Origin of the sequence: Haloplanus salinarum, from assembly GCF_009762275.1 — an archaeon.
GTDB classification, from domain to species: Archaea; Halobacteriota; Halobacteria; order Halobacteriales; family Haloferacaceae; genus Haloplanus; species Haloplanus salinarum.
Window position 1 is genome coordinate 1947317 of sequence record NZ_CP034345.1, and the last position, 26791, is coordinate 1974107.

Annotated in this window: 29 protein-coding genes; 16 read left to right on the forward strand and 13 right to left on the reverse strand. The window is 71.4% G+C overall.

Annotation, left to right across the window (positions count from 1 at the left end; all coding sequences use genetic code 11):
* Positions 1–61: 61 nt before the first annotated feature.
* The gene (locus tag EI982_RS11390; protein WP_157689821.1) at positions 62–478 is read right to left on the reverse strand and encodes a DoxX family protein; all 417 of its coding nucleotides are present in this window, start codon (positions 476–478) and stop codon (positions 62–64) included.
* A gap of 220 nt (positions 479–698) precedes the next feature.
* Here EI982_RS11390 and EI982_RS11395 point away from each other — a divergent pair, with 220 nt between their 5' ends.
* Positions 699–1037, forward strand: coding sequence for a winged helix-turn-helix transcriptional regulator (locus EI982_RS11395; RefSeq protein WP_157689822.1), 339 nt, complete (start codon positions 699–701; stop codon positions 1035–1037).
* 96 nt (positions 1038–1133) lie between these two features.
* On the opposite strand, the gene EI982_RS11400 is transcribed toward EI982_RS11395, so the two are convergent.
* Complete coding sequence (locus tag EI982_RS11400) at positions 1134–1484, reverse strand: hypothetical protein (RefSeq protein ID WP_157689823.1); 351 nt, start codon at positions 1482–1484, stop codon at positions 1134–1136.
* Between the two features lie 84 nt (positions 1485–1568).
* Between EI982_RS11400 and hemE the strand changes: the two genes are divergently transcribed.
* Positions 1569–2576 carry a uroporphyrinogen decarboxylase gene (gene hemE, locus EI982_RS11405; protein WP_157689824.1) on the forward strand — a complete coding sequence of 336 codons (1008 nt, stop codon included), beginning with the start codon at positions 1569–1571 and terminating at the stop codon, positions 2574–2576.
* A 3-nt stretch (positions 2577–2579) separates the two neighbouring features.
* On the opposite strand, the gene hemG is transcribed toward hemE, so the two are convergent.
* Together hemG and hemH are read right to left on the reverse strand one after the other, a co-directional pair.
* Positions 2580–3872, reverse strand: coding sequence for a protoporphyrinogen oxidase (gene hemG / locus EI982_RS11410; RefSeq protein WP_157689825.1), 1293 nt, complete (start codon positions 3870–3872; stop codon positions 2580–2582).
* Entirely contained in the window at positions 3869–4915 is a 1047-nt protein-coding gene (gene hemH, locus EI982_RS11415) for a ferrochelatase (protein ID WP_157689826.1), read from the reverse strand. The genes hemG and hemH overlap by 4 nt, the downstream gene beginning before the upstream one ends.
* Positions 4916–5173: 258 nt before the next feature.
* Here hemH and EI982_RS11420 point away from each other — a divergent pair, with 258 nt between their 5' ends.
* The 3 genes from EI982_RS11420 (at position 5174) to EI982_RS11430 (ending at position 7036) form a co-directional block, all read left to right on the forward strand.
* On the forward strand, positions 5174–5350 hold the full coding sequence (locus tag EI982_RS11420) for a hypothetical protein (protein WP_157689827.1): 177 nt from the start codon (positions 5174–5176) through the stop codon (positions 5348–5350).
* 134 nt (positions 5351–5484) lie between these two features.
* Complete coding sequence (locus EI982_RS11425; protein WP_157689828.1) at positions 5485–6348, forward strand: DUF8231 family protein; 864 nt, start codon at positions 5485–5487, stop codon at positions 6346–6348.
* Positions 6349–6403: 55 nt separating this feature from the next.
* Positions 6404–7036: a hypothetical protein gene (locus tag EI982_RS11430; protein ID WP_157689829.1), complete on the forward strand. Its 633-nt coding sequence runs from the start codon at positions 6404–6406 to the stop codon at positions 7034–7036.
* Here EI982_RS11430 and EI982_RS11435 read toward each other — a convergent pair whose 3' ends face one another.
* The 4 genes from EI982_RS11435 to EI982_RS11445 are packed head-to-tail and all read right to left on the reverse strand — an operon-like array spanning position 7037 to position 10814.
* Positions 7037–7663, reverse strand: a complete 627-nt coding sequence (locus EI982_RS11435; RefSeq protein WP_157689830.1) for a hypothetical protein — start codon at positions 7661–7663, stop codon at positions 7037–7039.
* Positions 7664–7673: 10 nt separating this feature from the next.
* Positions 7674–9353 carry a b(o/a)3-type cytochrome-c oxidase subunit 1 gene (locus EI982_RS11440; protein ID WP_199243601.1) on the reverse strand — a complete coding sequence of 560 codons (1680 nt, stop codon included), beginning with the start codon at positions 9351–9353 and terminating at the stop codon, positions 7674–7676.
* Positions 9354–9860: a cytochrome c oxidase subunit II gene (locus EI982_RS18420; protein WP_199243602.1), complete on the reverse strand. Its 507-nt coding sequence runs from the start codon at positions 9858–9860 to the stop codon at positions 9354–9356. It lies immediately after the preceding gene.
* Positions 9861–9875: 15 nt separating this feature from the next.
* The gene (locus EI982_RS11445) at positions 9876–10814 is read right to left on the reverse strand and encodes a halocyanin domain-containing protein (RefSeq protein WP_157689831.1); all 939 of its coding nucleotides are present in this window, start codon (positions 10812–10814) and stop codon (positions 9876–9878) included.
* A 243-nt stretch (positions 10815–11057) separates the two neighbouring features.
* On the opposite strand from EI982_RS11445, the gene EI982_RS11450 reads away from it, so the two are divergent.
* The 6 genes from EI982_RS11450 to EI982_RS11475 all read left to right on the forward strand — a co-directional run bounded on the left by EI982_RS11450 (position 11058) and on the right by EI982_RS11475 (position 15909).
* Positions 11058–11246, forward strand: a complete 189-nt coding sequence (locus tag EI982_RS11450; protein WP_157689832.1) for a DUF8131 family protein — start codon at positions 11058–11060, stop codon at positions 11244–11246.
* 3 nt (positions 11247–11249) lie between these two features.
* On the forward strand, positions 11250–12077 hold the full coding sequence (locus EI982_RS11455; protein ID WP_157689833.1) for a sulfite exporter TauE/SafE family protein: 828 nt from the start codon (positions 11250–11252) through the stop codon (positions 12075–12077).
* The gene (locus EI982_RS11460) at positions 12074–14503 is read left to right on the forward strand and encodes a heavy metal translocating P-type ATPase (protein WP_157689834.1); all 2430 of its coding nucleotides are present in this window, start codon (positions 12074–12076) and stop codon (positions 14501–14503) included. The genes EI982_RS11455 and EI982_RS11460 overlap by 4 nt, the downstream gene beginning before the upstream one ends.
* Before the next feature lie 77 nt (positions 14504–14580).
* The gene (locus EI982_RS11465) at positions 14581–14805 is read left to right on the forward strand and encodes a DUF8028 family protein (RefSeq protein WP_157689835.1); all 225 of its coding nucleotides are present in this window, start codon (positions 14581–14583) and stop codon (positions 14803–14805) included.
* Positions 14806–14864: 59 nt separating this feature from the next.
* A complete protein-coding gene (locus EI982_RS11470) occupies positions 14865–15689 on the forward strand; it encodes an MBL fold metallo-hydrolase (RefSeq protein ID WP_157689836.1) in 825 nt (274 codons plus the stop codon).
* A 31-nt stretch (positions 15690–15720) separates the two neighbouring features.
* Positions 15721–15909 carry a hypothetical protein gene (locus tag EI982_RS11475; RefSeq protein WP_157689837.1) on the forward strand — a complete coding sequence of 63 codons (189 nt, stop codon included), beginning with the start codon at positions 15721–15723 and terminating at the stop codon, positions 15907–15909.
* Positions 15910–15918: 9 nt separating this feature from the next.
* Here the strand turns inward: EI982_RS11475 and EI982_RS11480 are convergent, their stop codons facing one another.
* Both EI982_RS11480 and EI982_RS11485 read right to left on the reverse strand, forming a co-directional pair.
* Positions 15919–16890, reverse strand: coding sequence for a DUF5787 family protein (locus EI982_RS11480; protein ID WP_157691161.1), 972 nt, complete (start codon positions 16888–16890; stop codon positions 15919–15921).
* Positions 16887–17174 carry a DUF5808 domain-containing protein gene (locus tag EI982_RS11485; RefSeq protein ID WP_157689838.1) on the reverse strand — a complete coding sequence of 96 codons (288 nt, stop codon included), beginning with the start codon at positions 17172–17174 and terminating at the stop codon, positions 16887–16889. Before EI982_RS11485 ends, EI982_RS11480 begins: the two co-directional genes overlap by 4 nt.
* Before the next feature lie 88 nt (positions 17175–17262).
* On the opposite strand from EI982_RS11485, the gene EI982_RS11490 reads away from it, so the two are divergent.
* Genes EI982_RS11490 through EI982_RS11505 form a run of 4 tightly spaced genes read left to right on the forward strand, consistent with a single transcriptional unit; the run spans position 17263 to position 23532 of the window.
* Positions 17263–20046 (forward strand): transglutaminase TgpA family protein, encoded by a 2784-nt coding sequence (locus EI982_RS11490; RefSeq protein WP_157689839.1) that lies wholly within the window; start codon positions 17263–17265, stop codon positions 20044–20046.
* Positions 20043–20720 (forward strand): phage holin family protein, encoded by a 678-nt coding sequence (locus EI982_RS11495; RefSeq protein WP_157689840.1) that lies wholly within the window; start codon positions 20043–20045, stop codon positions 20718–20720. Before EI982_RS11490 ends, EI982_RS11495 begins: the two co-directional genes overlap by 4 nt.
* Positions 20717–22024 (forward strand): DUF58 domain-containing protein, encoded by a 1308-nt coding sequence (locus EI982_RS11500; protein WP_157689841.1) that lies wholly within the window; start codon positions 20717–20719, stop codon positions 22022–22024. The genes EI982_RS11495 and EI982_RS11500 overlap by 4 nt, the downstream gene beginning before the upstream one ends.
* Complete coding sequence (locus tag EI982_RS11505) at positions 22021–23532, forward strand: hypothetical protein (RefSeq protein ID WP_157689842.1); 1512 nt, start codon at positions 22021–22023, stop codon at positions 23530–23532. The genes EI982_RS11500 and EI982_RS11505 overlap by 4 nt, the downstream gene beginning before the upstream one ends.
* Here EI982_RS11505 and EI982_RS11510 read toward each other — a convergent pair.
* Entirely contained in the window at positions 23529–24485 is a 957-nt protein-coding gene (locus EI982_RS11510) for an AAA family ATPase (RefSeq protein WP_157691163.1), read from the reverse strand. The genes EI982_RS11505 and EI982_RS11510 overlap by 4 nt on opposite strands.
* Before the next feature lie 136 nt (positions 24486–24621).
* On the opposite strand from EI982_RS11510, the gene EI982_RS11515 reads away from it, so the two are divergent.
* Positions 24622–24843 (forward strand): DUF8106 domain-containing protein, encoded by a 222-nt coding sequence (locus EI982_RS11515; protein WP_157689843.1) that lies wholly within the window; start codon positions 24622–24624, stop codon positions 24841–24843.
* Here EI982_RS11515 and EI982_RS11520 read toward each other — a convergent pair.
* Both EI982_RS11520 and EI982_RS11525 read right to left on the reverse strand, forming a co-directional pair.
* Complete coding sequence (locus EI982_RS11520; RefSeq protein WP_157689844.1) at positions 24840–26435, reverse strand: bifunctional N(6)-L-threonylcarbamoyladenine synthase/serine/threonine protein kinase; 1596 nt, start codon at positions 26433–26435, stop codon at positions 24840–24842. The two genes, EI982_RS11515 and EI982_RS11520, sit on opposite strands and share 4 nt — an antisense overlap.
* Positions 26436–26447: 12 nt before the next feature.
* Positions 26448–26774: a 30S ribosomal protein S24e gene (locus EI982_RS11525; RefSeq protein WP_157689845.1), complete on the reverse strand. Its 327-nt coding sequence runs from the start codon at positions 26772–26774 to the stop codon at positions 26448–26450.
* Positions 26775–26791 lie beyond the last annotated feature (17 nt).

Here is a 26791-nt window from a genome sequence, read left to right on the forward strand (position 1 = left end):
AACGGGTCGTGCACCCGATGGCCCGACGGAGCGCGGCCGTGGGACGACGTTCGGACGCGACTCAGATGCCGACGTTGGCCGCGAGCGGCCACGTCTCGCTGGCGAACACGAGGAAGGCGAGCGCGCCACCGAGGAGGGCGACGTTCTTCAGGAAGTTGTTGAACTCGTTCTGGTACTCCTCCTCGGGGGCGTTCCAGAAGTCGTGCATCGTCGGCGTCGCGGCGGCGAGGAAGACGGCGATGGCGCCGGCCGCGAGCGTCGGGTAGACGCCGAGGACGATGCCCAGACCGCCGGCGATCAGCAGGCCACCGGAGACGGGGACGCCGAGGGACGCCGCGGGGATGCCCTTGGCCTGCGCGTAGCCGATCATCCCCTCGGCGTTCAGGAAGTGGTTCAACCCGGTGAACGCCAGGACGACGCCGAAGAGGACGCGGGCGAGCAGGAAGGCCACGCCCGCACCGGCGGTGTCGAAGGCCATCAGGCGACCACCCCGGCGGGAGTGGTCGTGCGAAACGGTGCGTCGGCGGTGGATGAGTGAATCATCGTACTCGTACCCACGCCCCCCACGGACATATACGTTATCTGACATTGGTGTCACCGGGTGGCGCGGATGTCACCGGGGGTGGCGCTATCACGGTAACATTTCAACACCTGATTCGTTCCGGAACTGCTAACCGGCGGGAGCGCGTGTCCCCGGTATGGCTATCGGAACGGGCAGCGACACGGAGACGTGTTACGTCATCGACTCGCTCGAACAGATCGGCTCGCAGTGGCGACTGGCGGTCCTACACGACCTGCAGGAGGGCGAGAAGCGGTTCAACGAACTCAAACGCTCCACCGGTGCGAGTTCGCGAACGCTCTCCCGGGTCGTCGACGACCTACAGGAGATGGGCTTCGTCGACCGGCGACTGGAGGAGGACGCCCCGGTGGCGACGTACTACTCGCTGACCGAGAAGGGGGAGTCGCTCTGTCCGGTGTTCGACGCCATCGGGGACTGGGCGCGGGAGTGGGTCGCCGAGGAGGAACTGGAGGCCTGAACGCCCGACCGTCTCATACGGATTATTGTAACTGTGTACCGGTGGTTCGCCAGAGCGGTCCGGCGAACCACCGGTAACGATTTACAATAAACAGTATCAATCGTCCCCGCGGTTCAGCCACACGATGGCCGGCCCTGCGAACAGGAGGAGCAACCCGAGGAAGGCCACGAGCGTCCAGACGCCGTGGAGCGATCCGCCCGCGTCGGCGGCCTGCCGGGTGGCCTCGCCCGTCGCCGGGTCGTTCAGGAGGAGCAACGCCTTGTCCTGGGGCATCACCGCCGGATAGGTCCGATCCGGGGACACCGAGAAAAACCGGATGAGGTTGGGAGCAGTGTCGGCCGGCACGGAGATGGATCGACCGTACCCGCCGACGATGGTGGCGATGAGGCCGAGCAGGGAGACGTCCAGCGCGGAGGGTCGATCACGATTAATTATTCCCGAGTGCATACGCGCGTTAGGGGACCGCGATACAAATACTCCCGGTCGAGGACGAGGCGACATACTTAGCCGCCCTCGGCTCGACCACCCGCCATGACGCACCTCCTCGTCCGCGCGGCACGGGGCGAACGGACCGAACGGCCGCCCGTCTGGTTGATGCGACAGGCCGGCCGGCACATCCCCGAGTACCGCGAAATCCGCGCCGACTACGAGTTCCGCGAGGCCATCGAGACGCCGGAGGTGGCCACGCGGATCACCCTCCTGCCGTGGGAACTGTACGAACCCGATGGGGTGGTGATGTTCTCCGACATCCTGACCGTACTGGAGCCGCTGGGCTTCGACTACCACCTCGAGAGCGGCGTCGGCCCCGTCGTCGAGAACCCCGTCGAGGGGCCCGCGGACGCCGAGCGCCCCCGCGGATCGGTGGCCGAGGACCTCGACTTCGTCGGGTCGCTGCTCGACAACCTCGTCGAGCGGGTAGGCTCGGAGACGGCCATCATCGGCTTCGCCGGCGGCCCGTTCACCCTCGCCTCCTACGCCGTCGCCGGCGGCGCTTCACGGAACCACGGCCCGGTTCGGCGCTTCCGGGCGCGTCACCCCGAGGCGTTCCGCTCCCTCCTCTCGGCGTTCGCGGACGTGGTCCGGGAGTATCTGGAGTATCAGGCCGACCACGGCGCCGACGTGGTACAGCTGTTCGACACCTACGCGGGCGTGCTCTCGCCCGCTGACTACCGCGAGTTCGTCCTGCCGCTCCACCGCGAGATCCTGTCGGACCTCTCGGTGCCCTCCATCGTCTTCGTACGCAACATGGCCGGCCGCCTCGACAGCCTCGATGCGACCGGCGCCGACGTGGTCGGTCTCGACTGGACCGTCGACATGGCCGAGGCCCGGGAGACGCTCGGCGACCGGCCGGTCCAGGGCAACCTCGACCCCCAGCATCTCTTCGGCCCGACCGACTTCGTCCGCGAGCGGACGCGGGCGGTGATCGACGCCGCGGGGCCGCGCGGGCACATCCTCAACCTCGGCCACGGCGTCGACCGCGACACGCCCGTCGAGTCCGTGCGGGCGTTCGTCGAGACGGCGAAGTCGATCAGCCGGTAGGCGCTACGCCCCGGCGACGGCGGCCGTCGCCGTCTCCGACTCCGCGAACCGGCCGGCGAGCCGTTCGGCCTCCCGGACCCGCGCCGGGACGCCCATCCGTCCGGTGTAGTTGGTGGCCAGCGTGATGCCCTCCGGCGGGTCGACCGACTCCATGGCCGTCCACGAGCCGTCGTAGGCGGGCATCCCGCGGGGATGGCGGGTGACGTTCAGTACCTCGGCGGACGCCCCCATCACCGTCTCGAACTCCTCGCGGGCGACCCGCCCGAGCTCGTCGTCCGGGCGGTCGACCAGCCCCGGCCGTTTCATCCCCCCGAGGAAGCAAGTGTAGACGCCGTCGCGGTCGAACAGGCTGGCGTTCCAGGTCACGCCGAGGGTCCGGAGCGACTCGTCGTGGCGGACCTGGTAGCCGAACCCCGCGGGGTCGGCCTCCGAGGCGAGGTGGACGTACGCGAGCGGGTTGTAGTAGAGCTGGCGGAGCGCGCGGGCGCTCTCCGGATCGACGGTATCGAGGAGGCCGGCGGTCACGTCCGCGCGCGCGGTAACGACCACCTCGTCGACGACGCGGTCCCCGGCAGCGGTGTCGAGGCGGTAGCCCGCCCCCTGGGTCGCGATACCCTCCACCGGCGTCTCCAGGTGCACCCGGTCGGCGTTGCGCTCGTAGAGCGCTCGGGGAAGCTGTGCCATGCCGTCGGCGAAGGAGATGGGCGCCTCCCGCTCTTTCCCCTGGAGTCGCCGGCGGAGCGCGGCGCGGACGAGGCTGCCGGAGCGTTCCATCCGGCGTACCGTCCGCAGGGCGTACTCGCCGGGCATCTCCGCGGGGTCGGAGCCGTAGATGCCGCCGAACAGCGGCGCGATCATGTTGTGGTAGGCCTCGTCGCCGAACTTCCGGGTGAAGTAGTCGGCCGCCGTCTCGTCGTCGCGGGCACCCTCGGTCAACGGCTCGGCGAGCATCCGGAGTTTCCCCGTCGCCGAGAGCAGGTCGGTCCGCATGAACGCCCCCATCGAGAGTGGAACCTGCCGGAGTCGACCGTCGGCATAGACGTAGAGGGGGAGGTCGGCGTCGGCGACCCGCAGGTCGGAGCGGAGGCCACAGGCGTCGATCAGTGTCTCCAGCCCGTCGGTCAACCGGGTGCGCTGGGGGCCGTGTTCGAGGACACGTCCGTCGACGCGGGTCGATCGGATCACCCCGCCGGGCTCCGACGACGCCTCGAAGGCGACGGTGTCGACGCCGCGCTCGCGGCAGAACTCCGAGAGCGCGAGCCCCGTGATGCCGGCGCCGACGATACCGACCGTCATGCCTCGTGGGGCGCGTTCAGGCACATCGTTCCCGGTTCGTCCCGGCACTCGCACTGTCGGAGGCCGGCGTACTCCGGATCGTACCCCGCGACGAACGGCTCGACGAGGTCGGCGAGCGCACCGACGAACCGGTCGTCGTCGTAGGGAATGGGGATCCGGTGGAAGTCGAGGCCCCGCTCCTCGGCCTCTTCACGGAGTTCGATGTCGAGTTCCGAGAGCGTCTCGCTCTGTTCGTGCATGAAGCTCACCGGCTCGACGACGACGCGGTCTGCGTCGACCGTCTCGACGACCGCCTCGACGTCGGGTTCGGTCCAGTCGACGTCGCGGTTCTCGTGGTTCTGGTAGCCGAGTTCGTAGTCCGGTGCGTCGAGCGCCGTCGCCACCACCGAACAGAACTCCTCGGTGTACTCCTCGTACCGGCTCCCCTCGTCGAGGTAGTACTGGGGGGTGCCGTGGGCCGAGAACACGAGACGGGTGCCGTCCCCGAGCGAGAGGTCGTGGTCGTCCAGATAGCGCCGGATGTTGTCGATACGGGCCCGGGTGTACGCCGGATGTTTGTGCCAGCCCGTGAGGGCGTCGACGGGGACGTCCCACCCCACCTCGTCGAGCGCCTCGTCGAGTTCGTCGAGGGATTGGACTGTCGTCGAGGGACCACAGAGCGGGTAGATCGGGAGCCCGATCAGATGGTCGACCCCGTCCTCGCGGGCCGCCTCCACCGCGTCGGTGATAAAGGGTGCCGTGTACTGCATCCCGTGATAGGTCTCGACGTCGTACCCCCGCCGCGAGAGCTCCTCGTCGAGCATCTCCGCCTGTGTGGTGGCGTGGTCGATCAGTGGGGAGCCGCCGATCTCGTCGTACTCCTCCATGAGGCCGGGTGCCCGGCGCTTGGCCAGCTCCGCCGCCCGCTCCCGGGCCGCCGCCTCGGTCGTCTCCCCTTCGATCGACATGTTCGCCAGGAAGATCCGTTCCAGGTAGTCGAGTACGTCCTCTCTGTGCCCCTCCGATGGCTCACCGAAGTTGAGCAACACGATCCCGGTAGTCATACACCCCGCCTAGGGACAGGTCGATACAAAACCTGTCGGTCGTTGCACGACGCTGACTGCCGACCCGAGCGTTTAAATCGTGACGTCGAACCGGTCCGGCCGACCCGGTCGGCGCCACCGAAGACAGGATTCCCCGGTTTGAACCGGTTGAAACCCCGATTCGATCGGGTTTTTCGCTGATCGAAGCCGGGCTTCATCAGGCATTAGAACCCCGGTAAGGTCCGGATACCTAAACCGGATCGGGACGAAGGGACGCGTATGAACTCCCGATCCACGGCCGAAAGCGGGGGAATGGGCGCGGCCGAAGCCACGACGGGAACGACCGTCGAGCGACAGCTACGGGCGGCACTCGAAGCCGCCGACTGCCACGAGACGCGGTTCCACCTCCGGCAGGCGCTACAGCTGGTCGAGGCCGACGAGACACCCACTCGGTGACCGTCGTCGTCAGTTATAGTAGCGTTTGGAACTGGTTGTACACCTGATCGCCCGCTGTCCTGCGATCAGGTGTGCAATGACTTACAAAGGCTACTATAGTAATCGTTATACGCGGGGTGGACTAGGCCCCACGTATGCAACGACGCGCTGCGGCCATCTACGTCGCGTTCTTTATCATCCTCGGCGCGGCGTCGTACTCGGTGATCGCCACGGCCACCGCGCCGACGGTCGAGTTCGACAATCCCGATCACAGACTCTCCCAGGGTGACGAGTTCTCGGTCGACGACCGAACGTACACCGTCACGACGATTTCGGCCGAGATGTCGGGCGGTGGCGGCGGCCACGGTGGCGGCGCCGAAGTCACGCGGTCCGGACAGGTCTCCTGGACCAACGATTCGGCACGCCACACCCAGACGTGGGAACACGAAGCCAACGTCACATACGACGGCGAGGAGTACCAGGTCCTCGTCGAGGACGCCGACGACCCGGCCGCGTTCAGACTGCAGGAGCGGATCAACCGGAGCGCGATCCTTCAGGACGATCCGACCGTGCGGAACGAACTCGTCACGGTCAACGGCACCGAACACGTCGTCCGCGAGAGCGGCGACAACCGGTCGCTGACGCCGGCGAACGAGTACTTCCCGGAACCCGCCTCGACCCAGTACGGCGAGGGTGACACCCTCCAGTTCCAAGGGAACACGACGACGGTCGCCAGCGTATCCAGCGACGGCGCGACGCTCGCCTGGACGGCTCCCCGGACCAACAGGGTCGACGTCGGCAACGAGGCCAACGTCACGCTGAACGGCCAGCAGTACTTCGCGTACTTCCCGGACAACAGTACGCTCGTCCTGGAGAGTGACTACGGCGTGTACCAACGGCAGACCACCGAAATCGACACGTATCACGACCACGTCAACGGCCTCTGGGGCGTCTCCATCGTGAGTTTCGCGACGGCCATCCTGCTGCTCGGCATGGCGTACATGCCGTCGCGGTACTGAACGCCGCTCGGCCGTCGCCGGAACCGTTTTTTGCCGGAGTATCGTATGATCGATCATGAAGGTCTGGGTCGATCCGAAGGAGACGGCCACCGGAGCGTGGGGTGACGCGGCCGCGGACGCTCCCGAACCGTCGGCGTCGCCGGCCGCGCCCGTCGTCGAGCGGGCACACGCGACCCGGTATCCGATCCAGTACGCCGACGGCGCCTTCCTGACGCCGTCGACGATGCCGGGGGTGGAGTCGTCGGGATACGCCCGACTCCAGTTCAACTGCGCCGTCGACGGGGCAGGGACGATCAAGCTGACCGCCAGGGGCTACCGATGGGGCGGCGACGGGCCGGACGTTCGATTCAAGTCCCTGCTCTCGCGGGAGCCCGAGCCGACCGAGACGCTGCCCATCGGGACCTACGAACGGTGGCATCGCTCCCAGGACGGCATCGTCTCGGGGTTCGAGGCGGGCGACGAGTATATCGACTTCGAGCCGGAAGACGGAACGACCGAGGAGGGTCGCGAACGGCGCGAGTGGGGACGACTCCGGTGGGCGGTACGGCTCCGGCTGGCCGAACTCGAACTGATCAGGAACGCCGCGTTCGCCCGGTATCGGCTCCGGGAGTGCGACGAGTGGGAGGCGGTTCGTGGGACGCTGCGTTGGAAGCCGACGGCCTTCGGGGACGCGGAACGCGGAGCGTGATCAGCCGCCGCGGACGGGAATCTTCGCCAGATCGACGCGTCGTTCGACCGTCTCGACCGCCTCCTCGCGGTAGATCAGCGCGACGACGGACACCGCGGCGGGCGTCGACCCCGCGGGGATCGATCGCTCGGCCGTGACGGTCCGGTTCTCCTCGGGCGCCAGGCGGTCGGTGCTCGTCCGCCCGTCGACGCTCCGTCCGTCCTCGAGGTGGACGTCGAGCAACTGGAACTCGTAGTCGGTCGATCCGGAGTTCGTCACGTCGACGGTCAGCGAGAGCGGCCAGCGGTCCTCCCCGGACTCCCGGAGGACGGCGCCGACGAGCGTCTCGGAGCGGTCGGTCTCCGGGAGCATGTCGTCGCCGACACCGACGGCGTCGCCGTCGTCGGCGGCGGTCGGGGTCGACCCGCTCCCGTCCGCGTCGTCACCGCCGCTTCCACCGAACTGATCGCGGAGGAGGCCCAGGAACGTGAGCCCCTCGACGAGCAGCGGGATGCCGATGCCGAAGCCGACGAGCAGGCGGATCAGGGTCCGCTTCGAGAGACCACCGGGCGTCCCGTCCGGCGGGTCGGCGGGGCCGCTTCCCGTTCCGTCGGTCCCGTCGTCCGGCGTGGTGGAATCGTCGCTCACGAGTGGGTGATTACACCGGGATCGGCGGGCTTCCCGGGGCGAACAGGCCGTCGGCGACCAGTGCCGACAGCGGGAGGCCGTAGGCGAGCACGATCAGGACGATGGCGACTGCCGTCCAGAGCTTCAGGTTGTCGAGGATCTTCGGGCTGTGTTCCGGGCCGGAGAGCGGCGCCGGGATCGAGCCGTTGACCCGGATGGTGTCGGTGCCGTCGCCGCCCAGCCAGGTGCCGAAGACGACGATCAGGAAGAGGAGAAGGGCGACGAACAGCAGGGTTCCGCCGATGGCGATCTGGATGCGCATCTCGCTCACGCCGCCGACGACGCCCTCGAACGTGACGCTCCCGTACTGGGGTTCGGCGGTGCGGCGAGGGATGCCCGCGAGCCCCGCCCGATGCATCGCGTTCGACATGAGCGTCATGCCCACGAACCAGAGGTACGGCTGGACCGTCGCGAGCGACCGGAATCGCAGTCGGTTGCCGGTGATCTGTGGGAACAGCCAGTAGCCCGCGGCCATGAACGTGAGCGCGGAGGCCGTCCCGACGGTGAGGTGGAAGTGGCCGGGCACCCACAGGGTGTTGTGGACGAGGTAGTTGATGTTCATCCCGGCGTTGATTATGCCGGAGAAGCCGCCGGCGGCGAACATCAGGCCGGCGAGGGCACAGCCGGCGAAGGCGGGTTCGTCCCACGGGAGTTTCCGCAGCCAGGAGAGACGACCCTCACCGCCACGCTGTCGGGCGCCGTGTTCCATGCTGGCGACGACGGTGAACGCGGTGAGCAGGCTGGGCAGGAGGAGGAACATGGTGTTGGTCATCGCGATGAACTTGAACCCCTCGGGGATGCCGGGATCGACGTACTGGTGGTGGAACCCGACCGGCGTCGAGAGCAGGAGGAAGAGGACGAACACCACGCGGGCGAGCGGGTCGCTGAACAGGCGCCCGCCGGACAGCTTCGGCAACACGGTGTACCAGATGAAGTAGGCAGGCATGAGCCAGAAGTAGACGACCGGGTGGCCGAAGTACCAGAAGAGCGTCCGGGTGAGCAGCGGGTCGACCTCGGCGATCAGCCCGAGGGACCACGGGAGGAGGAAGAAGAGCACCTCCACCGCGACGCCGGCCGAGGAGATGTACCACATCAGCATGGTCGTCAACACCATGAACGTCTGCAGTGGGATGCGCTGGTCCGGGTTGTCACCGCGCCAGTGCCAGTAGGTGCGGAACCAGTCGAAACCGGCGAGCCACGTCCCGACGATGAAGAGCGCGAGACCTGCGTAGAAGGCTGGATGCGCCTTCATCGGTGCGTAGAACGTGTAGAGTACGTCCGCGTTGAACGGGATGGAGGGAACCAGCCCACCGAGAATCGTGATGGCGGCCACGGCGGCACCCACGAACATCATGCCGAACCAGGTGTACGTCAACTTCGGGCTCGGTAACGAACGGTCGAGACTTCGCGTGACGCCCCAAGTGAAGAGCCCACACAGCGCGAAGATGGTGAACACGAGTGCGAGTAGGACGCCGTGGCCCGTGAGCACCGTGTAGTAGTCCGCGGAACTCACGAACCCACGGAAGACACCCGTGCGGTGGAGCGCCTGAACCATGCCGAACAGGCCGCCGACGCCGAGCGCCAGGAAGGCGACGGCCATGTTCCAGCGGACGATGCGTGCGTCGGTCGGAAAGTCGTCGACGTATGCCATTTAGCTACCCTCCGTGTCGTACTCGTCTTCGGGCACGACGACGAGTTGCCCCGCCATCGTATGGTGGCCGGAGCCACAGTACTCGTGACAGACGATCCCGTACTCCGCGGGGTCGTCGAACCGGACGGTCACCTCGGCGACCTGCCCCGGAATCGCCATGACGTTGACGTTGGTGCCCGCGACTTCGAAGCCGTGGACCACGTCGGCGGCGGTGATGTAGAACGTCACCTCCGAGTTGGCCGGCACCCGGATCGGCTCGGCGGTTCCGGGCTGGAAGAGGAACTGTCGGGCCACGACGTGAACCTCGTACTCGTTCTCGCCGATCTGCGTCACGCCGGGGTCGCCGAACTCGGTGTCGCCGAGCGAGTCGGCGTCGACCGTTCCACCGGAGTCGCTGACCATCGTTACACCAGGGCCGACCGCTCCGTAGGTCACCGTCGCGATGAGCCCGACGATCAACAGGAGCGCGGCCACGGTCCAGAGTTTCTCGTATCGATGAATTTCCATGTGTGAATCCTCCAGTTAGCCGATCACCGTCGGTCCGCCGCCGAGGAACTCGACGAAGTACATGAACACCCACAGCAGGCTGATGATCCCGAGGTAGACGACGATCAGTGTCGCCGTCCCGTAGGGGTCGTACTCGTCGTGGTCGAGTTCGCGGACGACCCCCGCCTCGAAGGTCGACTCCGTGGACGTCCGCTCGGCCTGCGAGGGTTCCGTCCCCGTATCGGCGGTCGTCGTGAACTCGTCGTAGTTGAGGAACACCCAGCCGGTGATGCCGAGGACGACGGCGAGCGCCGCCGCCACACCGGCACCGACGAGGCGGAAGGCCAGGGAGAGCGTGGGCGAGGTGCCGCCACCGCCACCGCCGCCACCGCCGCCGCCGGTACCCGACTCGCCACCGCCACCGCCGCCACCGCCGCCACCGCCGCCGTCACCGCCACCGCCGCCACCGCCGCCGTCACCGCCACCGCCGCCACTACCGCCGACGACGACGGCACCTTTCATCCCGAGCGCGAGGTGTGGCTGACAGTAGTACTTGTAGACGCCCTCGGTCTCGAAGGTGTGTTCGTGGGTGTAGCCGCTGTTCTCGATGGCTTCGACGCCGCCCCAGTCGGCATCGGACGGCTGTTCCTCGATCAGGATGTTGTGGGTGTCGGACACCCACTCGAAGGTCACCGCAGTCCCGGGATCGATCCGGACGGCGGCGGGGCCGAAGGCGTAGGGCCCGCCGTTGCCCTCGGAGCCGACCTCGATCGTCACCGAATCCTGCCCGGTGCGGTCGACGGTGCCATCGAAGTTCCCCGTCTCGCCGCCGGTCCCGGAGCCGAACCAGCCGCCGTAGTCGACGCCGTCCTGTGCGGTGACGGTACGGGCGCCGAGGCCGGCCGCCACCGCCCCGGCGGCGGTCCGAAGCGCCGTCCGTCGCGTCAGCACGGAGCGATCCGTCGAGTCGGTCATATGCCGTTCCTCCCGTGGTCGTCGAGCGCCATGTCCGTCGAACGCGGCCGGCCGGACGACGGTCGCCGATGTCCGCATCGCCCCCGCCGGGCGCGTCCACCCCCGCGGCCGACGAACCGCTCGCTGCCGTCGAATGCGACCATAGAGACCACACGGACCTTCTATTACATAAATCGGGAGCCCGTTTTCGACTCGCGGGAATAGCGGCGGCAATTATTAGTTCGAAAGACCGAGAGTAGGAGTATGGTTTCCATCCGTACCGTTCCGTTGGTCGGGCTGCTTGCGTTGCTCCCGGTCGCAGTGTACACGCTGTCGATCGAGTCCATCGCGGCGGTGTCGCTCGTCAACGTCGTCCTCATCGCCGCGAGCGTGTACGTGATGTTCTTCCCGAGCGAATCGGCATCCAAGGCCGCTATATCGGCGTCTAGGTAGACGATGCTCCCCTTGGCCCACCTCGCCAGCGTCGGCATCGCCGCCAGCGGAACGAGTGCCGGCACTGAGGTCTCCGCCGTGGCGAGCGACCCGGGACTCCTCGTCTTCCTCGCCATCGGAGTCCTCGGCGGCGCCCACTGCCTCGGGATGTGTGGGCCGCTGGTGACGCTGTACGCCAACCGTATGGGCGCCGAGGCCGACCGCGTGCGACCCATCGACGTCCGCCAGCATCTCCTCTTCAACGCCGGTCGAACGGCTAGCTACACCCTGATCGGGGCCCTGATGGGCGCCCTCGGCGCCGTCTTCTTCGACGCCGCCGCCATCGCCACCATCGCGACGGACGTGCGTGCCGCCACCGGGATTCTGGTCGGTGGGTTCATCATCTTCACCGGGGCTGGCTACGTCGTCCGTGGATCGGTCGGCCACGGTGGCTCGCTGCCCGTCGTCGGTGACGCCTTCACGCGGATTTACGGCGCCGTCACGGCCCGCGTCGACCAGTGGGTCGGCGGCCCGCGGATCGCCGCCCTCGGTGCGCTCCACGGCTTCCTTCCCTGTCCGCTGCTCTATCCCGCCTTCCTCTACGCCTTCGCCGTCGGGTCACCGACTCGCGGGGCGCTGTCGCTCGCCGTCCTCGGTCTCGGCACCGTGCCGACGCTGCTCGCGTACGGTACCGTCTTCCAGTCGCTCGATACGAGAACGCGAGTGGGACTCCATCGGGTCCTCGGCGTCGCCTTCGTCGCCCTCGGCTACCTGCCGCTGGCCCACGGCCTGATGCTCGTCGGTATCCACATCCCCCACCCGATGATTCCCGTCTACCAACCGCTCGGATGAGCTCCTGTACGCTCTGTGATCTGCCGACGCCCGATCCGCCGGTACGCGACGAGGACGTGGACGGCACCTTCTGCTGCCGGGGCTGTCTGGAGGTGTCGCGGACGCTGTCGGGAATGGAGGATACGTCGGCCGCCGACGTGGACGGCGCCGAGGGCGTGCGAGCGGCGCTCGGGGATGACGACGCCGACGCGGATGTCGACCCCGACAACACCGACTCCGCCTTCGTCGCCGTCGACGGGATGCACTGTGCGACCTGCGAAGCGTTTCTGGAGACGCGGGCGACGGACACCGCCGGAGTCGTCGACGCCGAGGCGTCGTATCCGTCCAATCTGGTCCGCCTCGTCTACGACCCGGACCACCTCGGCGAGGACGATCTGCCCGCGATTCTGGACGGCGCCGGCTACCGCGCCCGCCCGGTCGACGCCGAGGGCGAGGACGACACCACCGAGACGATCGGGCGCCTCATCATCGGCGGCTTCTTCGCCATGATGACGATGGCGTGGTACGTCCTCTTTCTCTACCCCACCTATCTCGGCCTCGACGTGAGCCTGCTCGACGTGGAGGGGCTCGCGGGCCAGTATCTCCTCTGGAACGTCTGGTTGATGACGAGCGTCGTCCTCGGCTACACCGGCTACCCCATCCTCCGCGGGGCATACGTCAGCCTGCGGGCCGGCCGGCCGAACATGGACCTGTTGGTCGCGCTCGCGGCCGGCACCGCCTACGTCTACTCGACGACGACGCTCCTCCTCGGTGGCACCGAGGTGTACTTCGACATCACGACCGTGGTCGTCGTCGTCGTGACCCTCGGTGGGTACTACGAGACGCGCCTGAAGGAGCGCGCGGCGGGACGGCTGACCGAACTCACCGAGAGCCGGGTGTCCGAGGCTCGCCGGCGGACGAGCGGGGGCGAGGAGACGGTCGCCGTCGAGGACGTGACGGCGGGGGACGAACTCGTCGTCGGCACGGGGGAGCGCATCCCCGTCGACGGCACCGTGGTGGAGGGTACTGCCGCCGTCGACGAGTCGCTCGTCACCGGTGAGTCCGTGCCCGTCCGTCGGGCGGTCGACGACGAGGTGATCGGCGGGGGCCTCGTCACCGAGGGCGGCGTCGTGATCGAGGCCGACGAGGCGGCGACGAGCACGCTCGACCGCCTCGTCTCTCATCTCTGGCGCGTCCGGAGTTCGCGCTCGGGCGTCCAGCGCCTCGCCGACCGCATCGCGGCGGTGTTCGTCCCTGTCGTCGTCCTGCTGGCGCTCGCGGCGTTCGTCGTCCACCTCGCCCTCGGCGCGGGGCCGACCGCCGCCTTCCTGACCGGGCTGACCGTCCTCGTCGTCTCCTGTCCCTGTGCGCTGGGACTGGCGACGCCGCTCGCCGTCGCCGCGGGCGTCCGAGAGGCGCTCGATTCGGGGGTCGTCGTCACCGACGGCGACGTGTTCGAGCGCGCGACCGAAGCGGACATCGTCGCCTTCGACAAGACGGGGACGCTGACGACGGGCGAGATGCGACTGTACGATGCGGTCGGTGACGACGACGCCATCGTCCGCGCCGCCGCCGTCGAGACGTTCGCCGACCACCCGATGGGGCGGGCGGTGACCGACGCAGTCGACGTTCCCGACCTCGCCGTCGACGACTTCGAGCGTCATCCGGGACGGGGGGTCAGTGGCGTCGTGCAGGGCGACCGCGTGACCGTCGGCCGCGCCGACCTGTTCGAGGGCTGTACGATCCCGGACCGCTACCGCGAGCGCTACGACCGCGCCGTCGACGGCGGGCGCGTCGCCGCCTACGTCGGGGGGGACGACCGCGTCCGGGGCGTCCTCGTCGCCGGCGACGAACCCCGACCCGAGTGGGAGTCGGTCGTCTCGGCCGTCGCGGAGGACGTGGCGCGCGTGGTCGTCATTACCGGCGACGGCGAGTCGGCGGCCGCCCGCTTCCGCGAGCATCCCGACGTAGACGACGTGTTCGCGGGCGTGCCCCCCGAAGCGAAGGCCGAGGTGATCGAGCGCCTCCGGACGGAGGGGACGACGGTGATGGTCGGCGACGGGAGCAACGACGCGCCGGCGCTCGCGGCCGCGGACTTGGGTATCTCGCTCGAGAGCGGCACCCGTCTCGCCGCGGACGCCGCCGACGCCGTCGTCACGACGGACGATCTGACGACCGTGCCACGGGTGTTCGCCCTGACCGCAGCGACGAAGCGCCGCCTCCGGGGGAACCTCGCGTGGGCGTTCCTCTACAACGCCCTCGCCGTTCCGGCGGCCGCGTTGGGCGTCCTCAACCCCCTGGTCGCCGCCGTCGCGATGGCGGTGAGTAGCCTGTTGGTGGTGGGGAACTCGGCGCGAGGACTGGGAGTGGACGGGGAGGGAAACGACGGTGAGGGGATGGCGAATCCCGACTCGGATCCCGACCTCGTGCCGTCGCCGGCAGACTGAGGTCGACGGCGGCCGTGACTCAAACACGCGTTTGCGCGATCGAACCACCTTTTGACGTGGGGATCGATAACCTGGATATGGTCCCCTCCATCGTCACCAGCCACGCTCGGTCCGCCGCCGCGCGCACCGGGTCGGCCGTCCGCGCCGCGGCCTTCTGGAGCGCCGTCGTCCTTCCGTTCGTCGCCGTCGTCCTCCTCGCCCTCGGTGCGCCCCTCTCCTGGATCGGCCTCCTGATCCTCGGCAACGCCGCGGCGTTCGTCGTCAGCCACGACTACCGGACGCACCCGAACCGTGAGCGGTGACGACTGTCTCGAACCCACAGCCGACAGTATAAGGCACCCGGCCGGCAACCTCTCGCCGAATGCGGGTGACGCTACTCGGAACCGGCGACACGACGGGGACCCCGACGGTCGGCTGTGACTGTGCCACCTGCGAGCGGGCGCGGGAGCGCGGCGTCGAGCGCTCGCGGTTCTCGGTCCACGTCGAGAACGACCGGACCGGCGAGGCGCTGTTGATCGATTTCAGCCCCGACTTCCGCCACCAGTTTCTCACGCAGGACGTCCCGCTCCCGGACGCCGCCCTCGTGACGCACATCCACTTCGATCACCTCGACGGCCTCGGCAACGCCTACCGCCTGTTCGACGACCTGCCCGTCCACGCGACGGACGTCGTCGACCCGGTCACCGAGGAGAGCGTCGCCGACACCATCCGCCGGAAGTACGACTACCTCGACCGGGTGCACGTCCACGGCCACGACCCCCACGAGCGCATCCGTGTCTGTGGCCTCGACGTGCGTTTCGTCCCCGTCGACCACCCGCCGCTCCTGTGTTACGGCGTCGTGGTCGAGGACCCCGAGACGGGCGCGAAATGCTCGCTCACCGGCGACACGAGCTTCGGGATGCCCGCGGAGACCCGGTCGGCGCTCGCCGACCCCGACCTCCTCCTCGCCGACGCCATCGTCCCCGCGTCGTCGTGCGAACACCACCCGCTGGGCGGGAAACACCACGACGAGTCGGGCGTCCCCCGAACCTTCGGGTCGAAACACATGACCCGCGAGGGGGCGCTCGACCTGGCGGCCGAACTCGACGCCGACCGGACGCGACTCGTCCACCTCGCGCACTTCTACCCCGCCGACGAGGCGTTCGCGGAGCCGCTGGCCGTCGACGGGGAGACCTACGACCTGTGAACTTAACCGGCGGCGGGACGCAGTCCCCGGTATGACCGTCGTCTCGACGCTCGGCCGCGGTGCCGCGAGCGGGCTGGCCGGCGCGCTCGTCTGGGTCGCCGTCTCGCTCCTCTTTCTCGGGACGCCCGATCCACGGGCTGCGGCCGGGTCGGGGGCCGCCGTCGGCGTCGGCCTCGCGCTCGCCGTCGCCCTCGTCACCGCCCTCGCGCGGCTCCGCTGACGGCGGGGGTCAGGAGAACCGGTCGAGCCCCGTCTGTCGCCGGGCGACGCCCTCCGGGTCGGCGACCCACGGCGTCCGCCCGTCCCGCAGCGCCGCGCGGTCCACCGCGGGCGGATCCGCGGCCTCGAAGGCCGAACACGACTCGCCGCAGTCGCGTCCGGGGTGGACGACCCGGTCGAACGCCGCGCAGTATGGCAGTCCCTCGTCGGTGGGACACATCGACGCACAGCCGGGGTAGGCGTCCGGCCGCCAGCCCTTGCCGTAGGCGCGCTCGGCGACGGCGCGTCGCTTCCGCGCTTTCGCCGCCGCCGACACGACGGCCACGTCCGTCCGGAGCGGCCGGTCGGCGAGCGGTTCGATCCCCGGTGCGCCGGGGGCGAGCGGCGTCGGCTCCCGGATCACCGTCAGTTCGTCCCCCGAAAAGCGCCAGACGCCGACCGAGTCGGGGATGCGGTTCAGGTGTGCGCCGGTGACGTAGCTCTCGGTGGCGAGGACGACGACGTCGAAGAGACCGAGGGCGACGTCGCGGCGCAGTTGTCGCTCCAGGTCGCCGGGGCGTCCGAGGTCGGGTTTGTTCTCGACCCCGATCAGACGGCCGATCCAGTCCGGGTACCGGGTCGTCGCCCGGACGTGTCGTCGGCTCCCGCGGCGCTCGGACTCGAAAAATCCCACCTCGGCGGCACGGTCGGCGGCGCGGCGGGCGACGTCGGGCGAGCAGTCGAAGGCGTCGACCGGATCGACCGCGCGGCCGGGCCCCACGTCGCTCTCGACGGCTCGGGGTGGGATCGTCTCGCTCGTGATCGCGGCGCGTCGGTCGAACTCGGGGCCGGGCTCCACCGCACAGACGTCGACGACGCGGGCGCCGGGGTCGGCGACCGAGGCGCCGAGTTGGCGGCCGAGCACCCAGTCGCGCCGCTCTTCGAGGTGTGAACACAACGCCAGTTCGAAGGCGTACTCCGAGTCCACGCTGACGGTCGTCAGTCGTCGACGACGACTTCGACGGGGTCGTCCCCGTCCTCGTCGGCGGCGTCGGCGTCGGAGCGCAGGCCGCCGTCGTTCTCCTGCCAGAGCAGGACGCCGGCGACGAGGACGACCAGCCAGGACCGCCAGTTCGCCAGGTTCAGCGTGTAGCCGATGCCGAAGGGCTTCTCGACGATCATCCCCTCGCCGGGCTTCCAGTGGGCGGAGAGCAGGCGCCCGAGGCTCGGGCGTTCGAAGTTGTACGGGATGCCGAGGATCGAACCGGACTGCGGTTTGTCGGCCATGGGGAGCGGTACGGCTCCCCGGGATAAATCGTTTCGGCTCGGGAACAGGGTTTTGCTCGTCGCCGCCGACGGTTCGGACGAATCGAGCATGAGCGGCCCCGGGCGCGACGAGGCGGACGACCCACCGTCGAGCGGTCACGGCGGGATCGAGTACGGGGAGCTCGCGGTCACGCTGGCGGCCGTGCTGGCGCTCGTCGTCGCCGCCGCCCTCCTCCCCGCGGCCGGGTTGGGCGGGGCGGGCGGCGACGGCGACGCCGGTCCGGGCACGGGAACGCCGGGCGACGGGTCGCGGACCGCAACGACGACCGGTACGGGGACCGCCGACGCGAAGCGAACGCCGGGGAGCGAACCGGGCGGCGACTCGCCGGGACCGTCGCCGGGCGCGTTCGCCGGCGGATCGCCGAGCGGCGTCGACCTCTCGACCCCACCCGAACGGGCGCGGATCGGCTCGACGCGGCCGTCGGGCGGGCCGCTGGCGCGGACCCCGCAGTTCGTCGTCGAGGCGCCGCGGAACGCCTACTGGCGGCAGGCGGCGTACGGCCGGTATACGGGGTCGGCGTGGGAGCGCTCGCCGGAGTGGCGGGCCACCGAGGGGGACGTGCCCACCGCGGGAGCGGTCGCGGACGGCTCGGAGCTGACCGCCCGCGTCACCCTGCTCCGGCGCTCGTCGTCGCTGCCGACCGCGTGGCGCCCGGAGCGGGTCACGGTGCCGAACCGGAGCGTCGGCGTCGAGGCGTCGACGCTCGGGGGCGTCCGCACGACCGAGGCGCTGGCCGCGGGGACGACCTACCGGGTGCGGAGTTCGGCGCCGCCCCGGTCGCCCGAGCGGTTGCGCGCCGCGGGCACCGACTACCCGCCCGCGCTCGAGCGGCGCTACACGCAGGTGCCCGCGGCGACGCCCGAACGGGTCGGTGCCCTCACCGACGACCTGACCGCCGACGCCGAGACGCCGTACGACACCGCGGTTCGGGTGCGCGACTGGCTCCGGCGAAAGCCCTACTCGCTGAACGCGAGCCACGAGGCTGGCGAGCCCATCGCCGACCAGTTCATCTTCGAGATGGAGTCGGGCTACTGCCAGTACTACGCCACGTCGATGGTCGTCATGCTGCGGACACAGGGGATTCCGGCGCGGTACGTCGTCGGCTACGCCCCCGGCGAGGCGGTCGGCGAGGACCGCTATCTCGTCACCGCCGACCGGGGGCACGCCTGGGTGGAGGCCTACTTCCCCGAGGTGGGGTGGGTCCGCTTCGACCCGACCGGTTCGGGGCGACTCCCGGTCCGGACCCCACAGCCACCGTACGACGTCTCGCTGAACCGTTCGGCGGTCGCCGGCGCGCACGTCGCGGTCGGCGTCGAGAAGAACGACACGCCGGTGGTCGGTGCGCCGGTGTTCGTCGACGGGGACCGCGTCGGCTGGACTGACGCGAACGGGCGGGTGGAGACGACCCTCCCTTACGCCGCGGAGTTCACGGTGACGGCACGGGCGCCCGGGTCGGCGACGAAGTACGACGAGCGCGAGGCGGGGAGCGACGCGGCACGACGGACGGCGGGGAGCGTCCCCCCCGCCGGCACCGCCGAGGCGCGGCGACGCCTCGCCGCCGCCAGCCCGCCGGACCCGCTCTTCCAGCGGACGGCCGGGAACGGCACCTCGCGACGCTACCGGAGCGACACGAACGTCACGCTGTCGGTGCGGGGGCGGGCCGTCGCCGGCGGCGGCGTCACCGTCGCCGCGTCGATCAGGGACGTCCCGCTCCGAGATGCGGCGGTGACCGTCGACGGGGAGCGCGTCGGGCGGACCGACGCGAACGGGACCGCCGGGGTCTCGCTGTCCGGCGTGGCCCCCGGGAACCACACCCTCGGGGTTCGACGTGGCGACGCGAACGCGACGGCCACGCTCCGCGTCCGGGCGCCGGGAGCGAACGGGACGCCGTCGGTGACCGACTCCGACCCGGAACCGCTCGCCGTCGCCGTCGACTCGCCCCTCGGACTGCCGCTCCCGGGCGGGCCGGCGACGGCGACGACGACACGGAACGGGACGCCCGTGGCGAACGCGACGGTGACCGTCGGCGGGGAGCGCGCCGGCCGGACCGACGCGAACGGGACGCTCGGCGCGACGCTGCCGGTCGCCGGGTCGGCCGTCGTCCGCGCCCGGGGACCGGCGGGCGGGACGGCACGGACGACCGTGAGCGGGCTGTACCACAACGCCGCGGTCGTCGGCGCGCTCGGCCTCGTCGTCCTCGGCGCCCTCGGGTGGTGGCTCCGGCGGCGCGGCGTCACGGTCCGCGGGGGCGCGGGGCGGATCCGGACGGCGCTGTCGACGCTCGCGGCGTGGGCGGTGGCGGCGTGTCTCCGCGCCGCCGAACTGCTCGTCGCCGCCGAGCGCGCGCTGGCCCGGGGCCTGCGGTGGCTCGCGGGCGTCCCCACACGCGTGGCGGCCGAGGGGCTGGCCGCGCTCGCGGCCCTCGATCCGCGCCGGCTCCGCGGCCCCGCCCGGCGACTGTGGCGGTGGCTCACGGGCCTGCTCGCGCGCGGGCGGTCGGCGGCGACCGGGGACGACGAGCGCCGGACGACCGCCGGGGCGGGCGGGGGGACGGCGCCGGCGGACGGGGACGGAACGCGGCCGACGCTCCGGGAGTGCTGGCGGTCGTTCGTCGCGCTCGTCGCGCCGCCGCGGGCGACCACCCGAACGCCCGGCGAAATCGCGCGCTACGCCGTCGACCGGGGGCTACCCGCCGAGCCGGTCCGGACGCTGACCGAGGCGTACCGGGACGCCGAGTACGGCCGCGACCCGCCGGACGAGCGGCGACTGGCGCGGGTCCGAGAGGCAGTCCGACGGCTCCGCGAGGCGGCCGGATCGGGGGGCGAGCGGTGACGTCGCGCCGCCGACGGATCGCGGTCGGGACGGGCCTCGTCGCCGTCGGCTTCGCGGCGAGCTACGGCTACGCGCCCGGGGTCGTGCCCGCGACGCTCCGACGGACGGTGGCGGCGCTCGCCGCCCGACTCGACCCCGGCCTGACCCTCCTCGTCGTCGGCGCGGCCACGGGGGTGCTCGGCCTGCTCTACGCGTGGGTCGCCGCCGGTGACCGCGACGACACGTCCCCGGTGCCGGACCGGACGAGGGAAGCGGCCGACCGGCGGGCGTCGGTGACCGGCTCGGACCTGACGACCCACCACGACCGACGGGTGGCGGGCGACGGGCGGGCGGGCGGCGACCCGCTTCGCGACCGCCTCCGACGCGTCGTCGTCGCGGCCCACCACGACGAGCGGGGGGGTGAGGGGACGACGACCGTCGTCGACGAGGGGACGTGGACCGACGACCGGTACGCGGCCGCCTTCCTCACGACGACCGCCGCGGTCGACTACCCGTGGCACCACCGGCTCTACGCCTGGCTCTACCCCGAACGGGCCTACGAGCGGCGGGTGCGGCGAACGCTCCGTGCCGTGGAGCGGTCGTGTGGCGAGCGGGTGGCCGGCTACGAGCCGCCGGCGCGGGACTCCGAGGGGCCGTGGCGGCGGCTCCGGGCGGCGCTGGAGGGGTCGTCGTGACCCGTCGCGTCCGCCGATACCGGGGGCTCGTGGCGGCGGCGGTCGGGCTGGTGGCCGCGGGCGTCGCCACGGGGACGCGGACGCTGATGCTCGCGGGGGTCGTCCCCCTCGCGTTCGTGGTGCAGGGAGCGCTGTCGTCGCTCGACCCCCTCGACGGACGGGTGCGGGCGGAACGCGAGGTGCGGCCGGAGGGACCGCTCCCGGGACAGCCGGTCGCGGTGCGACTGCGGGTCGAAAACGTCGGCGAGTCGGCGATCCCCGACCTCCGGGTGGTCGACGGGGTGCCGGAGGAACTCGCGGTGCGCGACGGCGACGCCCGGGGCGGGGCGGCGCTGCGGCGGGGCGAGACGCTGACCGTCGAGTACACGCTGACCGCGGACCGCGGGAGCTACGCGTTCGGGCCGGTCGACCTCCGAGCGGAGTCGGTCGGCGGGACCGTCGTGGCCGAGGGGTCGGTCGAGGCCGAGGGCGCCGAGGGGTTCGACTGCCGGGTCGAGGTCGACGACGTCCCGCTCCGGCGACGGGCCACGGCGTTCGCGGGGTCGCGGGCGACCGACACCGGGGGCGCCGGCGTCGAGTTCCACGCGACCCGCGACTACCGGCCGGGCGACCCGGCGGGCCGCATCGACTGGCGTCGCTACGCGAAGACGGGGGCGCTCTCGACGGTCGAGTACCGCGAGCAGCGGGCCGCGCGGGTGGCGGTAGTGATCGACGCGCGCGACCCGGCACACGTCGCCGCGGGGGAGGCGCTCCCCACGGGGGCGACACTGTCGGCCTACGCGGCCACGCTCGCGGTCGGGGTCCTGCGCGACGACGGGCACCACGTCGGCGTCGGCGCACTGGGGACGCGGGACCCGATCACCGGACGCCGCCCCGCCTGGGTACCCTCCGACGCCGATGGGTTCCCGGCCCACGCCGCGGCCGTCTGCAACGCGGCCGCCACCGGCCCGGACGACGCGGTGCCGGCGACGGAAGCCCTCGCCGACGGCCGGGGGGGTGGCGACGTCGACCGACTCCTCGGCGGCCTCGAACCGTCGGCGCAGGTGATCCTCTGTACCCCGGCCGTCGACGACGCGGTGCCCGACGTCGTCGAGTCGGCCCGGACCGGCGGCCACGAGGTGACCGTCCTCGCCCCGGACGTGACGGGGACGTCGGTCGGCGGGCGGGTCGTCGCGCTCGAACGCAGCCTGCGTCTCGACCGGCTGCGACGCCTCGGGGCGGCCGTCGTCGACTGGGACCGCGAGGAGGAGTTGCCGGCCGCCCTGGCCCGGACGCTGCGGGCGGGAACGGGGGGCCGGCGATGAGCGCCGCGGAGTCGTCGGGCGCCGGCACCGCCCGCCCCGCGAGCGCCGTCGTCGCCGCGGCCGTCGTCGGGGGACTGGCGCTGACGGCGGGGACGGGGGACGCCACCGCGGTCGGCGTCGGCCTGGCGGCGGTCGCCGGCGGCTCGCTGGGCGGCGCCGTCCTGTGTCGGGCCCGCGAGCGGCCGGTGTGGACCGCCGTGGCGTCGCTGTCGGCGCCGCTCGTCGGGGTGACCGGTCTCGCGGGGGTCGCCCACCTCGCCGCAGCCCGGGGGGCGCTCGCGCCGCCCGATCCGCTCGCGCTCCTCCCGGCGGTCGGCCTCGCGCTCGGGGCGGTCCTCGCGGCCCTCGGCGCCGTCGGAACGCTGGGCGACGGAATCGGGGAGGGCGCCGTCTCGGGCGTCTGGCGCGCCGCGACGGCGTCGTCGACCGTGGTGACGCTCGCGTTCGGGGCGACCCTCGCCGACCGGCGCGGCGTCCTCGACTCGCTCCCGGCGCCGGGCGTCGGCGTCGGCGGGATCGACCCCGTGCTGGCGCCGGCCGATCCGACGGTCGGTCTAGTGTCGTTCGCGGCGCTCGTCGCCGCCGCGGCGTTCACCGGGCGGGCGGCGCTGTCGACGCTCCCGGTCGTGGAACTGGCACACCGCCGGCGCCGGGAGGCGGTGCGGGCGGCGGTCGAGCGGGCCGACGCCGCCCTGCTCGAAGCGGCCACGTACGGCGCGCTGGCGGCGGCCGGGAGCGTGGCGACGGTCCTGCCCCCGGTCCGCGAGACGCTCCCGGTCGCCGCCCTCGCGGGGCTCGTCGCGTCGCCCGCGCTCCGGGGCGCGCTCCTCTGGGCCGCCGTCGTCGCCGGCGGGGTCGCCCTCGGCGGCGCCCTCCTTCGAGCGGCCGCGGGCGAGACGGCGGCGGCGCTCGGGCGCCTCCTGCCGGCGGTCGCGGGCGGGGTCGGCGCCGTCCTCGCGGCGACCGTGGTGGACGGCGGGACCGTCCGCTCGCTGATCGCCGCCCTCCCCACGGGCGGCCGGGCGCCGGCGTCGGCCCTGGCGACGGCGCTGTCGCCGACGGGACTCGTCCTCGGGGTCGCACTGGTCGCGCTGGTCGCGGTGACGGGGCTGTCGACCGCCCTCGTCGTCGCCGGCGGGGTCGGCCTCCTGCCGGCACGGGGAAGCGGGGGCGTGCTCGCGGGGGTGGGGCTCGGGAGCGTCGCCGTGTTGCTCGGCGCCGGGGGCGCGTCGGCGCCCGTCGTCTTCGCGCTCGTCGGCCTCGCGGCCGTCGCGTGGGACGTGAGCGACCGCGGCGTGGGGGCGCGGGCGGCGCTCGGCCCCCGGTCGGACGCGGGGGTCGAGGCCGTCCACACCGTCGGGAGCGTCGGCGTCGCCGCCGTCGGCGTCGGGGCCGCGTGGGGGGTATCGAGGGTGGTCGACGCCGTCGCGCTCCCCGAGGGCGCCCTGCTCGGCGCGGTGACCGCCGTCGCGGCAGCGGTCGTCCTGCTCGGCGTCCTCCGCGGTTAGTCGGGCGTCGCCGCCGGCACCTCGACGGCATCGAGGACGTCGGCGGCGACCGTCCGCGGGTCGACGTCGCGGATGGCCGCCTCGGAGGTCAACACCAGTCGGTGAGCCAGCACGGCCGGGGCGACGGCCTTCACGTCGTCCGGGGCGACGTACGTACGGCCGGCGATCACGGCCCGGGCGCGCGCGGCTTCGAAGAACCGCTGGACGCCGCGGGGCGAGACGCCGACGGCCACCCGGTCGTCCTCCCGGGTCGCCCGGGCCAGGTCAACGAGATACCCCCGGAGTTCGTCGTCGACGCGGACGGTCTCGGGCACCTGTCGTAGCGTGGGCACCCGGTCGGCGTCGACGGCGGCGCCGACGCTCGGTTTCGTCGTCCGCCGGTTGCTCCGGCGGTCGAGGAGTTCGAGTTCGCCCGCGCGGTCGGGGTAACCCATCGACGCCTTGACGAGGAAGCGGTCGCGCTGTGCCTCGGGCAGCGAGAAGGTGCCCTCCTGTTCGACGGGGTTCTGGGTAGCGACGACGAAGAAGGGCGACGGGAGGGCGTACGTGTCGCCGTCGACCGACACCTGCCCCTCGTCCATCGCCTCCAGCAGCGCGGACTGGGTCTTGGGCGGCGCGCGGTTGATCTCGTCCGCGAGGACGACGTTCGCGAACACGGGGCCACGCTGGAACCGAAACGTGCCCTCGTGTTCGTCGTAGACGTTCGTCCCCGTGATGTCGCCCGGGAGGAGGTCGGGCGTGAACTGGATGCGCGTGAACTCGAGGCCGAGGGCGTCCGCGAACGCGATGGCCGTGAGCGTCTTCCCGGTCCCCGGAACGTCCTCGACGAGGACGTGGCCGCGGGCGAGCAGGCCGGTCAGCACCGTCTCGAGGAACCGCCGGTCGGCGACGACGGCCTCGCCGACCCGGTCGACGATGTCGCTACAGACCGCGGCCGCCTGACCGATGTCCATCTCCGTCACAGGTACCGGCGACGGGAGCGGCCGACAAAGGTCTGACGCCGATCAGACACGCCCGAATCGTTCATTATCGTCCGTATCAGACGCTGAGCCGCCAGGATTATCCGGCTCGGGCACCAAGAATGACTCGATGGAACACACCCCCGCCTTCACGCCCTCGCGGCCGTCCACCGACGAGGGCGACGACCGCAAGGCGACGCTTTTCTGCCCCGACTGTGGACACACGAGTCCGATCGACGGCGACTGGGTCGTTCGAACCGTCGCCGGCCACCGACGCGTTCGCTGCCCGGAGTGTCGGTCGATCGTCGACGAGCGACGCGTCACGGGTCACCAGCCGATCCACGCCGACTAGCGATACCGCCCGCGTCCCTCCACGTCCCGGAGCCGCGAGAGCACAGCGTCGGCACCGCGTCCCGCGTACCCCTCCTCGAAGGCCGCGAGCGCCGCGTCGGCGGCGGACTCGGTGGCCGTCCCCCGGACGCTCCCCTCGAAGACGTGACAGTCCATGGCGTGATCCTCGACGTGGCCGCTGTGGTAGCCGAGGCCGAAGTCGATGAGAAAGACCCGGTCGCCGTCGAGGCGGACGTTCCGTACCGTCGGATCGCCGTGGACGATGCCGGCATCGTGGAGCGTCGCGAGGTGGTCGCCGACCACCCGGGCTCGCGCGGGCGTGAGGGCGGCGGCCAGGTCCCGGTCGCCCACCCGGTCGAACGTGAGCGTCGCCGCGGGCACGTCCACGTCGCGGACGACGGGCGTCGGGACGCCCCGGCGTCGCGCCTCGCTCGTCAGGCGGGCCTCCGCGACCGTCCGCTCCCGGCGGAGTCGTTCGTCGAGGGCCGGATGGCGATAGGCCTTCGGCAGGCGGCGCTTGGTCACGCGTTCGTCGCCGACCGTGACGACGGCCTCGGCGCCCTGCCGTTCCGGCCGCTCCACGGGGTCGATGGCGACCGACTCGCCGTCCCGCCAGGTCACCGCCACCTCGTCGGGGCGGAAGTTGGGGTCGACCGCCGAGTCCTCGATGTCGACCGTCGCGCCGGCCGCGTACATCTTCGCGCCGAGGACCGCGATCATGCCGGCGTTGTCCCGGAGGAAGCGGGGCTCGGGCGCGTAGAACTCGGCGTCGCGGTCCGCGCACATCGTCGACAGCATCTCCCGTAGGCGCGCGTTCTGCCCGACGCCGCCGCCGAGGACGAGCTCGTCCGCCCCGGTCAGCGACAGGGCGCGCTCGGCCACCTCGGTCAGCATGGCGAATATCGTCTCCTGCAGGGAGAAACAGACGTCCTCGACGGGCGTACCCTCGTCGTAGGCGTCCTTCGCGGCGCTCATGAGCCCCGAGAAGGAGAAGTCCATCCCCTTGACGACGTAGGGGAGGTCGACGTACTCGCCGTCCGCGGCGGCGGCCTCGACCTTGGGACCGCCGGGGTGTGACCAGCCGACGTGCCGAGTGAACTTATCCAGGGCGTTGCCCACGCCGGTGTCCATCGTCTCCCCGAGGACGCGATACCGGCCGTCGTGGTAGCCCAGCAGGTGGGCGTTGGCGCCGCTGGCGTTCAGACAGACCGGCGAGTCGAATCCCGACCCGTGCCGACCGATTTCGAGATGGGCGACCATGTGGTTGACGCCGATCAACGGCACGTCGAGGGTCCCGGCGAGCGCGCGGGCGGCGGTGCCGACGATCCGCAGGCAGGGGCCGAGCCCCGGGCCCCGCGAGAAGGCGACGGCGTCGATCGGACCGTCGGCGGCGTCCAGTGCCGCCTCGATCACGGCGGGGATGGCCTCGCCCATGTGTTCGGCGGCCTCGCGCGGGTGAATGCCGCCGCTCTCGGGCTGGTAGGCGTCGGTCTCGATGAAAGGGTCCGCGTCGGCATCGGGGGCGGCCGGATCGAACCGGTAGACCGCCGCGCTGGCGGCCCACGCCGTCCCCTCGATGCCGAGAATCCGCATCGGTTCGGGGCGTTACGCCTCTTCGGCTTCGGCGTCTCCGTCCTCGGCGTCCTCGGCGTCGGCGCTGATCTTGTTCCGGTCGAGCATGTGCTCTTGCTCCACGTCGCGGGCGTGGTCCGGACTCTCGTACACCTTGGCGTAGCCGATGGTCTTGCGCATCCCGAACTTCGTGTCGAGTTCGTGGACGACGACTTCGGCGGAGTCCTTGTTGAGTTTGGCCGCGAGACTGTCTCGAACGGAGAGTCGGGAGGGGGTGGCGTCCTCGTGGGTGATCCGGAAACGCACGTCCGTGCGGTGCAACATGGGGTTCTCGTCTTCCTCGATGATATCGATATCCATCGTTCAGTTACCCATAC